Here is a 7,451-nt window from a genome sequence, read left to right on the forward strand (position 1 = left end):
CTTATGTCTAAAAAGTGGATTGGAGCCCTGAGTCTCCTGTTGTGTGGCCAGCTGATGGCCAGCGAGCTGGTGATTGAAAGCTGGCGAACTGATGACAAAGCGTTGTGGGAGCAGAAGATTATCCCGGCGTTTGAAGCGGCGCATCCCGGCATCAAGGTGAGTTTTCATCCAGTGCAAAACGTCAACTACATGCCCACTCTGTGGGAGAGCCTGAAAGGCGGTAAGGCGGGGGATCTCATTACCTGTCGTCCGTTTGATGACTCGCTCGCCCTGTTCAAGGCGGGCCATCTGGCCGAGCTGACCGAAATGGCAGGGATGGAGAACTTCCCGAGTTTTGCCCAGTCACCGTGGCAGACTGACTCCGGAGCCCAGACCTTCTGCGTCCCCATGGCCTCGGTGATCCATGGCTTCTTCTATAACAAGAAGATCTTCAGTGAGTTGGGACTCACCTTGCCGCAAACCCGCGATCAGTTCTTCGCCGTGCTGGACAAAATCAAGGCCGACGGTCGCTATGTGCCGCTGGCCATGAGCGGTTCCGAGAGCTGGGTTGCCTCCGAGCTGGGCTTCCAGAACATTGGCCCCAACTACTGGAAGGGAGAGGACGGCCGTCTAGCACTGATCGGCGGGCAGGAGCGGTTGGACAACCCGCAATATGTGAAGGTGTTCGACGAGCTGGCCCGCTGGCGTTCCTACCTCGGTGAAGGTGGCGAGAGCCGAGATTATGCGACCAGCAACGAGCTGTTCACCTCGGGCAAGGCTGCATTTTATGTGGCGGGCTCCTGGGAGATTGCCCCCTTCACCGGCAAGGTCGATTTTGGCGTCATGCGTCCGCCAGTGGCCAAACAGGGTGATGGCTGTTTCTTTACCGACCACACCGATATCGGTATGGGGATGAATCCGGCCAGCAAGAATAAAGAGGGTGCAATGGCCTTCCTGCAGTGGCTGACGACGCCGCAATTTGCCGAGCTCTATACCAACTCGCTGCCGGGATTCTTCTCACTCTCCAACCACTTCTTCGATGTCACCAATCCGGCGGCCAAAGAGATGATGGAGTGGCGCGATCAGTGTGACTCGACCATTCGGGTGGCGACCCAGATCCTCTCCCGTGGTACGCCCAAGTTGGGGGATGAACTGGCCGAGGTGAGTCAGGCTGTGCTGCTTGGCAAGATGGAGCCCAAGGCTGCCGCGGATCGACTGGAAAGTGGCTTGAAGGGCTGGTATGCCCCTCATCAGGGCAACAAGGCCAAGAGCGCGGATTGTCAGTGTGATGCGGTTGCTCCTGCTCCTGCTCCTGCTCCTGTTTCTGTGCCGACGACTGAGGTGTCCGCAGCCCCCGCGACCAGTGAAACGCCTGCCGTGGTGGCACCCGTAGAACCCGCATCAGCCGCCGCTGCACCATTCCCGGCGCCGTCGGATGAGGTGGAGCAGGCGCTCTCCAACGAGTTGGAAGCGCCACAGCAGCCACAGCAATAGGTCATCGGCATCAATAAAAACGGGAGGCATCAGCCTCCCGTTTTTTATGGCTCGCGGCCAGCAGGTATCGCTTTATTGTGCTTCGTGGGGCCAGCGGCAGAGGCTGCCGATGCGGGCAACCGGGGCAAACCCCAGAGAGCGGTAAATGCGCTGGGCATGGTAATGCTCGTCAGCCACTATGATCAGCTGTTTGGCGCGAGACAATCCTGCGCGAGCCACTTGACTCAGTAGCTGGCGGCATAACCCCTGGTTGCGCCACGCATGGTGCGTGCGTACCAACTGGAAGCGCCCAAGTGTGCCGCAAAAGAAGAGGCCGCAGCTGGCGACCAGTTGTCCCTCTTTCCAGACCCCCCACCAGTCCCCGAGACCATCGGCAATCATGGCCTGATAGAGCGCCTGGCGGGATCGCAGATAGGGGAGATAGCTCTGTTCAGAGTGTCCCTCATCCCGCTCATGGAGTTCGAAGTCGAGCCACTCAGGCCAATCAGCAGTGGTGAAGGTGCGTGCCTCAACCTTGTTCATGTCGCTGTGAAGGGGCGGGCAACTCTGTTCATCCAGCGCCAGTACCACGCACTCCATATATTGGTATCCCGTTGCGACAAAACCGGCGATCCGGCTGTTTTGCCCGGCTGCCAGTGGCCATTGGAAGGTGCGGTGGCGCACTCGAGGATCCTGGCCGATCAGCTGATCAAATGTGGCTTCCAGCCAGCCTTTGTCACGGTCGCTGGGCGGGGTGGGGAGCAGCAGGTAGTTGCCGAAGTAGTAGTCGGGAGCATCCGGCGTGCGAACCGCCCAGAACTGATCGTGCTGAACAACCTCGCCCTGATAGCGATCGAACAGCAAGTCGGTGGCAAAGCCGGGATGGGTATCCATGATGGTGCTCCTGCAAAGACTCATTCTGTTATCGGCAGGAGTGGGAAATAGATGAAAAGGGGCCGGAGAAACCTCCGGCCAAACAATCACACGCAGATTCAGAACGTCCAGGACGATCTGCCCCCATCATAACTCGACTGGGGCAATTTTGGGATGGGCACTTTTCGGTTACGTACCGTTAATTTTGTAAATATGAAGTTCGTCAGATCGGACGTGAGGTAAATCCCTGTTGACTTTGTGTCGTTTTACTCATAAATATAAAGACGTTTAGACGTCCAAACATCCGTTTTGACGTAGGCAGATGGATTGCAGGACAGGGAGAAGAGCAGATGGGATTTCACAGTGCACGTCAGGTTGAGGCGCTCAACCAGAGCTTGGCAGATTTGAATGGCGATATATCGGTCAGTTTCGAGTTTTTTCCGCCCAATAGTGAAGGGATGGAAAATACCCTCTGGCAGTCCATCGAACGCCTGAAAGTGCTGGAACCCAAGTTCGTCTCCGTCACCTATGGTGCCAACTCCGGCACCCGTGATCGCACCCACAAGGTGATCAAGGACATCAAGGAGCGGACAGGCCTGATTGCGGCGCCGCACCTGACCTGTATCGATGCCAGCCGCGACGAATTGCGCACCATCGCCCGCGACTACTGGAACAGCGGTATTCGTCATATTGTGGCTCTGCGCGGTGACTTGCCGCAGGGGCTGGAGAAACCGGATATGTATGCCACCGACCTGGTTGCCCTGCTCAAGTCGGAGGCTGACTTCGATATCTCGGTTGCCGCCTATCCGGAAGGGCACCCGGAGGCCAAGAGTGCACAATCCGACCTGCTCAACCTCAAGCGCAAGATTGATGCCGGTGCCAACCGCGCCATCACCCAGTTCTTCTTCGATGTGGAAACTTACTTGCGCTTTCGGGATCGCTGCGCCGCCATCGGCATCGATGCCGAAATCGTGCCGGGGATCCTGCCGGTCTCCAACTACCAGACCCTGGCCAAGTTTGCCGGTTTTACCAACGTGAAGATCCCGCGCTGGATGCATCAGCGTTTCGAGGGACTGGATAACGATCAGATGACCCGTAATCTGGTGGGGGCGAGTATCGCCATCGATCAGGTGCGCGTGCTGAGTCAGGAAGGGGTGAAGGATTTCCACTTCTATACCCTGAACCGCTCCGAGCTGACTTATGCCATCTGCCATACTCTGGGGGTTCGTCCCAAGGGCTGATAGTGCTCACCGCGATAAAAGCAAAAAGCCAATGAGTTGCTCATTGGCTTTTTCGTTATGGCCGATTATCAAGGTCTGGTCGGGGCGATCTCTTTTGGCTCAAGATCGATAACCGCATTACCGGCAGCCCCCGGATACTGGCGATAGACCTGATCCTGCTCCAGTGTGTAGAAGGTATCCAGATAGTCGTCGTTGTTGGTCATCCAGGAATCGGGCAGCGCCTTGACGATGCGACCGCCGAGATCGAGGAAGGGCAGTGCTTCCGGCACGCCACCCGCGGTAAAGCCGAGTTTGAGGGCTTCAATCAGCAGGGCGCTCAGCTCCTTGTAGTTGACGTTGTCATCCTGCTCCATCATCACCACATCGACGGCACCCCAGCGATAGCGATCCCAGTAAACCAGGATCTGGTTGGGGGTGTAGTCTGTGTTGTCATAGTCGAGGTAGGGCATGTCGACAATATCGACTACTGGCTCATCCCGACTGGGATTGACCCCTGCGACCACCGCATACACTTCGGCCGCGCCGAGTAGCCAGGGCTCCTGATCATCCTTCAGTCTGATCTTTTTCAGGATACTGGTCTTGAGTGGCGCCGTGCTGGCCGCCACTCGCGGAGCGCTTTGCAGATCCGCATCGGCCAGCGCCTTGCGCATCACCTTCAAGCCTGCGTTCTTGGCTTTGACGGGATCGGCTTCGACTACCAGAACCGGCCGGGCCGGTGCCTTGTCCACATCCAGATAGACGGGATTGCCAGCGCTGTCGAACGCTTCAATGGCGCTCCAGCTCTTCTCATCTCCACTTGGAACATAGGCGACCAGCGGTTCGACGCCCTGTTGCAGTGCAGCGGCCTGATCGGTGTTGGCCAGCCGCAACTGCATCAGTTGCTTGACCTCGCCATCCAGTCCTTGCCGGCTGATGGCCGCTTGGTTGGCATCGGTCGCCTGCCGCTTAAGGCGCGGGCTGGCCTTCTGCAGCAGATTGGGAAGCGGGCTCTGATATTGCTGATTGCTCAGCAGGGGCAGCAGGTTTTTCTGCTGAAGTGCGAGCTGGCGAGCCAGCTCTCGATCCGTATCGGCAGCCTGGACGCTCGTAGCACCCAGTATGGCCAGTAGTAACAAGACAGCCTGATTTTTCATTTTTATTCTCCGTTGCATGGAACCTGACAGGGCATCATGTCCGGGAAGATTGGTGCCCTGACGCCACTAGAAGGAAATTAGTTTCACTTGTGAATCATTTTATGTGGATAGTGTGCAGAGGTTCACGGTTTGAGGTTCAATTGATTCCTTTGTCGATATAATTGGAACTGATAGATAGCCAGACCAATCAGCAGACCCCAGCAGGCTGCCGCGATGCCGAGCAGGCTGATCCCGGACGCGGTAATGATAAAGGTGAGCAGCGCAGCTTCTCGCGCTTCATCCTGTTGCAAGGCCGAGTGCAGGCTGCTGCCGATGGTGCCTAACAGGGCCAAACCAGCGACGCAGGTGACAAGGGTTGCCGGAAAGGCGCTAAACAGGGCCGCGACGGTTGCGCCGAAGCAGCCGGTCACAAGATAAAAGCAACCCGCCCAAACCGCAGCAGGCCAGCGGCGCTTGGTATCCGGGTCGACCTCTTTGCCCATGCAAATGGCGGCAGTGATGGCGGCCAGATTGAAGGCATAACCGCCAAAAGGGGCGAGCAGCAGGCCAGTCAGGCCGGTCCAGCTGATCAGCGAGGAGGTGGCAGGCTGATAGTCATGGGCTCGCAAGATGGCAATCCCCGGCATGTTTTGCGATGTCATGGTGACAATGAACAGCGGCAGCGCGATACCAAACAGAGCATCAAGGGAGAAGGCTGGCCATGTCCAGACCGGGCTGGCGAGTTGCCAGTGAAGGGTGCCCATTTGCAAATCCCCCCGCACGCTGCAGATCAGCATCCCCACTCCCAGTGCCAGCACCATGGTATAGCGAGGCCAGAGATGACGCCCCAACAGGAAAGTCAGCAGCAAGGTACCAAGCAGCAAGGGATCTTGCGGGGCGACCTTGAACAGATCCAGCCCGAATCTGAGCAGTACGCCAGCGAGCATGGCAGCGGCCAGCGGAGCCGGGATATGTTTCATCAAGCGGTCGAACCAGCCGCTGATGCCACACAGAGTGATCAGCAGGGAGGAGATCACAAAGGCGCCGATGGCTTCCGCCAGAGTGAAGTTGCCTAGCGTGGTGATCAGCAGTGCCGCGCCCGGTGTGGACCAGGCGGTTAGTATGGGTATGCGGTAATAGAGAGAGAGGCCGATGCAGCTCACCCCCATGCCGATCCCCAGCGTCCAGAGCCAGGAGGCGACTTGAGCTGTATCTGCACCCGCCGCTGTGGCGGCCTGGATGATCAGGATGACGGAGCTGGTGTAGCCGACCATCACGGCGATAAAGCCTGCGACCAGATGGGGGATGGCGAAGGGCATGACTCTTCCTCTTGGCGTTGTGACGTGCTGTGCGTTATTACGTACAATACAGCTTTGACTATATCGCTGTGCGCTATAACGCACAAGGTGCATCGTGCAAGAGTAATAAAGAGGCAGTTATGCAAGAGATGAGTCAGCATCTGGCTGCTCGACTGAAGGGGCTGCGCAGCGAGCGTGGCTGGAGCCTGGATGCCGCCGCGCGCGAAACGGGTGTCAGCAAGGCGATGCTGGGGCAGATTGAGCGGGGAGAGTCCAGCCCGACGGTGGCGACGCTATGGAAGATAGCCACCGGTTTTCGAGTCTCATTTTCCAGTTTCATTGAGCCCACACCAGCCGTGCAGGAGGAGGTGCTCTATCGCACCGCCGATGCCATTCGCCAGCAGCCTGCGGGAGAGGGCATGCAAGTGGCGCCGCTCTTCCCTTATGAAAACCGGTTTGGCTTCGAATTGCTTGAGCTGACCCTGTTGCCGGGTTACCAGCGTGAATCCGAGCCCCATGAGCCGGGAGTGACCGAACATGTCATCGTCATCAGCGGCATGATGGAGGTGCTGGTGGAAGGGGAGTGGCGTTCATTGGTGCAAGGGGAGGCGGTGCGTTTTGCTGCCGACCGTCCCCACGGTTATCGCAATCTGGGCATAGCCCCGGCGATTTTCCACAACCTCATCCACTATCCGGTGGCAACACCCTGAACATGTTCCGCAGTCATCAACCCGGTCGACCATCTGCTCTGGGGCGGATCAGTATCGGGGTATAGACCCAGACAAACAGACCATAGGCAGCGATCCAGGCAAGCGCGCTGAGGTTCCAGCCATGCAGGGTATAAGCAGGCCAGAGCAGCGGAATCGCCACCCGCATTGTAGCGGCAGCGATAACCAGGGCGAATGCGCCAGTGATCCTGCGTCCTACCTGCAAGGCCCGACCGCTATGGCCGAGGGAGACTCGCGCAATCATGCCCAGGATCATGGTGCCCATACAGCCTGCGCTGAGCAGGTGACTGGCCATCGACAACGTGATGGGCAGACCCGTGCTATGTGCCGCAAGGGCGAGCAGGCCAAGAGGGATAAACAAATAGGCGAGATGGAGTGACCACAGCAGGGGATGCGCAAGGGTCGATGGCATATGCCAACGCAGTTGCCGCCACAGATGCAAACTCGCCGCCACTATATAGAGAGGCACTATATATATGCTGGTGACCCATTGGGTGGGGAGTAACAGCCAGCAGAGCAAGATAAGCCACTGTGTCGCGAGCGCCGCCCGCTCCAGCCAGAGTAGAGGTGCAGCTTTCTCCTGACCGGTTGCTCGGGCGGTGAAGAACGGAATCACCCTTCCACCCATCACGGCGATCAGGGTGGTAAACAACAGCACAGTGGTGATCAATAGGTGCTCAACGGTGGTCCAATCGGCCTGCCATAACCAGCTGGCACCATTGAGCAAGGCCAGTATCAGCAACAGGG

The 7,451-nt window shown here is 58.0% G+C and carries 7 protein-coding genes (1 of these 7 cut by a window edge); 3 read left to right on the top strand and 4 right to left on the bottom strand.

The window, feature by feature from the left end; all coding sequences use genetic code 11:
• Window positions 1-3 precede the first annotated feature (3 nt).
• Window positions 4-1,473: an ABC transporter substrate-binding protein gene (locus tag ACTG20_RS04225; protein ID WP_194495549.1), complete on the top strand. Its 1,470-nt coding sequence runs from the start codon at window positions 4-6 to the stop codon at window positions 1,471-1,473.
• Window positions 1,474-1,545: 72 nt separating this feature from the next.
• On the opposite strand, the gene ACTG20_RS04230 is transcribed toward ACTG20_RS04225, so the two are convergent.
• Window positions 1,546-2,346, bottom strand: coding sequence for a GNAT family N-acetyltransferase (locus ACTG20_RS04230; protein WP_194495548.1), 801 nt, complete (start codon window positions 2,344-2,346; stop codon window positions 1,546-1,548).
• Window positions 2,347-2,675: 329 nt separating this feature from the next.
• On the opposite strand from ACTG20_RS04230, the gene metF reads away from it, so the two are divergent.
• Complete coding sequence (gene metF / locus ACTG20_RS04235) at window positions 2,676-3,566, top strand: methylenetetrahydrofolate reductase (RefSeq protein ID WP_005340191.1); 891 nt, start codon at window positions 2,676-2,678, stop codon at window positions 3,564-3,566.
• A gap of 68 nt (window positions 3,567-3,634) precedes the next feature.
• On the opposite strand, the gene ACTG20_RS04240 is transcribed toward metF, so the two are convergent.
• Both ACTG20_RS04240 and ACTG20_RS04245 read right to left on the bottom strand, forming a co-directional pair.
• Window positions 3,635-4,699, bottom strand: coding sequence for a DUF3103 family protein (locus ACTG20_RS04240; protein ID WP_108541792.1), 1,065 nt, complete (start codon window positions 4,697-4,699; stop codon window positions 3,635-3,637).
• Window positions 4,700-4,821: 122 nt separating this feature from the next.
• The gene (locus tag ACTG20_RS04245) at window positions 4,822-5,997 is read right to left on the bottom strand and encodes a benzoate/H(+) symporter BenE family transporter (RefSeq protein ID WP_194495547.1); all 1,176 of its coding nucleotides are present in this window, start codon (window positions 5,995-5,997) and stop codon (window positions 4,822-4,824) included.
• Window positions 5,998-6,116: 119 nt separating this feature from the next.
• Here ACTG20_RS04245 and ACTG20_RS04250 point away from each other — a divergent pair, with 119 nt between their 5' ends.
• Window positions 6,117-6,686, top strand: coding sequence for a helix-turn-helix domain-containing protein (locus tag ACTG20_RS04250; RefSeq protein WP_120416016.1), 570 nt, complete (start codon window positions 6,117-6,119; stop codon window positions 6,684-6,686).
• A gap of 16 nt (window positions 6,687-6,702) precedes the next feature.
• Here ACTG20_RS04250 and ACTG20_RS04255 read toward each other — a convergent pair whose 3' ends face one another.
• Window positions 6,703-7,451, bottom strand: the 3' portion of a protein-coding gene (locus ACTG20_RS04255; RefSeq protein WP_194495546.1) for an NnrS family protein. It continues 448 nt past the right edge of the window; the window shows 749 of its 1,197 coding nt (coding positions 449-1,197); its start codon lies beyond the right edge, outside the window; the stop codon is at window positions 6,703-6,705.

Origin of the sequence: Aeromonas sp. 84A, assembly GCF_051919345.1 — a bacterium.
Taxonomy (GTDB): Bacteria; Pseudomonadota; Gammaproteobacteria; order Enterobacterales; family Aeromonadaceae; genus Aeromonas; species Aeromonas veronii.

Bases quoted from the DNA above. Each gene is read 5' to 3' on its own strand.
- ACTG20_RS04225 (WP_194495549.1), top strand. From the start codon at position 4: ATGTCTAAAAAGTGGATTGGAGCCCTGAGTCTCCTGTTGTGTGGCCAG.
- ACTG20_RS04230 (WP_194495548.1), bottom strand. From the start codon at position 2,346: ATGGATACCCATCCCGGCTTTGCCACCGACTTGCTGTTCGATCGCTAT.
- metF (WP_005340191.1), top strand. From the start codon at position 2,676: ATGGGATTTCACAGTGCACGTCAGGTTGAGGCGCTCAACCAGAGCTTG.
- ACTG20_RS04240 (WP_108541792.1), bottom strand. From the start codon at position 4,699: ATGAAAAATCAGGCTGTCTTGTTACTACTGGCCATACTGGGTGCTACG.
- ACTG20_RS04245 (WP_194495547.1), bottom strand. From the start codon at position 5,997: ATGCCCTTCGCCATCCCCCATCTGGTCGCAGGCTTTATCGCCGTGATG.
- ACTG20_RS04250 (WP_120416016.1), top strand. From the start codon at position 6,117: ATGCAAGAGATGAGTCAGCATCTGGCTGCTCGACTGAAGGGGCTGCGC.